General features: G+C 63.7%; 2 protein-coding genes and 1 pseudogene. 2 read left to right on the forward strand and 1 reads right to left on the reverse strand.

Annotated features, from left to right (window positions below):
* Positions 1 to 185: hypothetical protein (locus tag ACFMO5_RS10775; protein WP_376792757.1), on the reverse strand; the 185-nt coding region annotated here is incomplete at its 3' end.
* A gap of 1,084 nt (positions 186 to 1,269) precedes the next feature.
* Here ACFMO5_RS10775 and ACFMO5_RS10780 point away from each other — a divergent pair.
* Positions 1,270 to 2,620, forward strand: a pseudogene (locus ACFMO5_RS10780) (YifB family Mg chelatase-like AAA ATPase).
* Positions 2,621 to 2,744: 124 nt separating this feature from the next.
* Positions 2,745 to 2,975, forward strand: a 231-nt coding sequence (locus ACFMO5_RS10785; protein ID WP_376792758.1) for a hypothetical protein, incomplete at its 3' end; no start/stop codon positions are given.

A 2,975-nucleotide genomic window follows, 5' to 3' on the forward strand; every position in this document is an offset into this window, starting at 1 on the left:
ATGTAGACGAGCCCGGCGATGAGGAAGGCGAGGGGGGTGGCCCCCTGGGCGGCGGCCATCACCAGGCCGAGGGCGACATAGACGTCCGCCCCCACATCCGCATACCCCCAGGTGAAGGACCCCCAAACCGTCACCTCCCTCCGCAACCCAATGTGAGCGCGATGCGATACGGCGTCCGCGGCCATCGATTGCTCTCCTCCCAGCTCAAAGCAGAGAATAGCCCCAAGGATCTTCGAAGGCGGAGACAAGCGCCGTCAATGCCCATCCGAACCCAAGGCTCCCTGGAAGGGAGATCTATCAATTTTAGGGGATCGCAGAGTCACCAAATTCTTACTTAAGAAGGCTTACTTCCTCACGCAACGTCTCTCCAACAGCCCTTAATCTTAGTGACAAGCCCCTACCCTGTCAAAAAAGGGTAAGGGGGATAGGAGTCGGGTGGCCTCCGATGAACTCCAACCCTTCTGGCTATCATTTATAGGAATTACGCGGCTCGGGGCCCTCGACGGGAGACGGAAGGGCCCTACTCCAAAAACCCCACGAGGAAATTCACCGCGTAACTCCTAAAACGATTTGACCCGTGATGGGAGCCGGGGAAGCAAGCGCTCAAGCGCCTGCTTCCAAACAAGAATGGCGGGGAAGGGTTGACAGCTCGAGAACCACGCCGATGGGAAGGACCGGTGGCCAAAGGCCGCGCCGCATTGGCGGATCGATGGGTGGGCCGCCCGGAAAGGGCACCCCACGCGATCCGAAGGATCACGTGCCCCCCAAAAGGCCCTACCGCGAGTTCCGCGGGAAGGGACGCCGGTGGAGATCGGCGCTGCGGCGGAACGGTGGGCGACCACCGGTCGACGAGCACTCGGTCGAGGAAGCGGGAAGGGACCGGTCATCGATGGAGCCCATCGGGATGAAATAGATGACGATGTGTCAAAGAACGGAACTCCAGCAGTGTGTGGCCGTGGGATGGGGTAAGGGCAGGCCCAAGGCCTGCCCCGGTATCTTTCCGGCGTCGCAGGGGGCCTTACCTCCCTCGGCGCGGCCCCTGCGACGAGGGAGGTAAGGCCCCCTGGTGGGTGCCCCATTGGGGTCAAGTGGTCCACATTCACCAGGCCGTCGGATCATCCACACCCCTCAGGGAAACTACCGGCCCGGTCCAACGCCACAAATCTCCAGCCCGCTGGATTCCATGGACGAGTCCATCACCGGCATGCGGGGGGATGGAGGATTCAGGCGGCCATCAGCCTTTGGCCACTTCGCCGGATAGGAGCGCATATGCTCGCACGCCTGTTCAGCTGCGCGCTGATCGGTTTGAACGGAGAACTGGTGACCGGGGAGGTGGATGTTAGCCGGAGGCAGCCGGGGTTCACCATCGTCGGGCTGCCGGATACCGCCGTTCAGGAGGCCCGAGAGCGCGTACGCTCGGCGATCCGCTACGCCGGGTTCTCCTTTCCACTGGCTTGCATCGTGGTGAACCTGGCCCCCGCGGACCCGCGGAAGGAGGGTCCTGCGTACGATCTTCCCATCGCCCTGGGGGTGTTGATCGCCTCAGAACAGCTTCCCTTGAACACAATGGAAGACGCAATGGTCGTGGGGGAGCTGGGACTGGACGGGACGGTGCGCCATGTGCCGGGGATGCTGGTCATGGCCGCGCTGGCCCGCGAGCTGAGGAGCCGATGCCCCGGAGGCCGCCCTGGGGCCGGATCTCGAGATCTACCCAGTGACCACATTGCAGGATCTCATCGCCCATCTCCTCGGCCAAAAGCCGATCCCTCCCCAACCGCCGACGCCGTTGGACCACTGGGTCGAGGCACCGCCGGCGGTGGACCTCGCGGACATCAAAGGCCAGGAGCACGCCAAACGGGCTCTTGAAGTGGCAGCCGCAGGCAATCACAATTTCTTAACGAGTCGGTCCCCCCGGCACCGGGAAGACGCTGCTGGCCCGCGCGCTCCCGGGGATTCTCCCTTGCCTCTCGCTGGAGGAGGCTCTGGAGGTGATGCGGGTCTAAGAGTCCCCGCTGATCCACCAACGGCCGTTCCGGGCCCCCACTATACCATCAGCCACGCCAGGCTGGTCGGCGGGGGGCGCTTCCCCGCCCAGCTGGAATTCCCCGCCGCCTTCATGCTGGCTGCGGCGATGAATCCCTGCCCATGTGGCTATTACGGGGATCCGTTGAAGCCCTGCACCTGTTCCCCTACGATGGTCCCCCGCTACCAGAAACGCTTGAGCGGCCCTCTGCTGGATCGAATCGACATCCGGATCGAAGCGCCGCGGCTGGAGTTCGAGAAATTATCTGACGGCCGGCGCGGGGAGCCTTCCGCATAAATCCGAGAACGGGTGGAGCGGGCTCGGGCGATCCAGCGGGAGCGCTTCCATGGGACAGGGATCCTGTGCAACGCGGAGATGGGGCCTGGCCATATCCGGGCTTATTGTCAGATGGAGCCGCAAGCCCAGGCGCTGCTGAAAGCCGCGATGCAGCAGCTTCACCTCTCGGCTCGCGCGTATCACCGCATCTTAAAGGTGGCTCGCACCATCGCCGATTTGGACGGATCGGATCGCCTGCACGTCCATCACTTGGCGGAGGCCCTCCAGTATCGCCCCCGCTGGCTGGTCGGCGGTGGATAAGGACCTTGCGCTGTCCCAAGCAGGACATTCCCCCGATTGCGGGAAGCGCCGCCCATGCTTTATCTTCCAGTTAAGGAAATTTTGGGGACCGTCGCCATAGGGATCGCACCGAAGGAGGTTGTCCATGGCGCTCCCGGGGCATCCGGATTTCTGGAGGAAGCTTCGGAAGGCCCAACAGGAACGTCGAACCCGCCTGGGGCTGGCCCTGCCGATTCGTTCGGATCGCATGCCGGCACCGATGCTGCGGGTGGATGACCCCGTTTTCCCCTTCGGCCGGATCATCGTGGACACCGTGGGGGAACGCGTTTGCGCCTACGCGATCCCGGCGATGTTCTTCCTGGCGGAAGGGGCCGCG

The sequence above is a fragment of the Thermoflexus sp. genome (genome assembly GCF_042408365.1).
In the GTDB taxonomy this organism is placed as follows: Bacteria; Chloroflexota; Anaerolineae; order Thermoflexales; family Thermoflexaceae; genus Thermoflexus.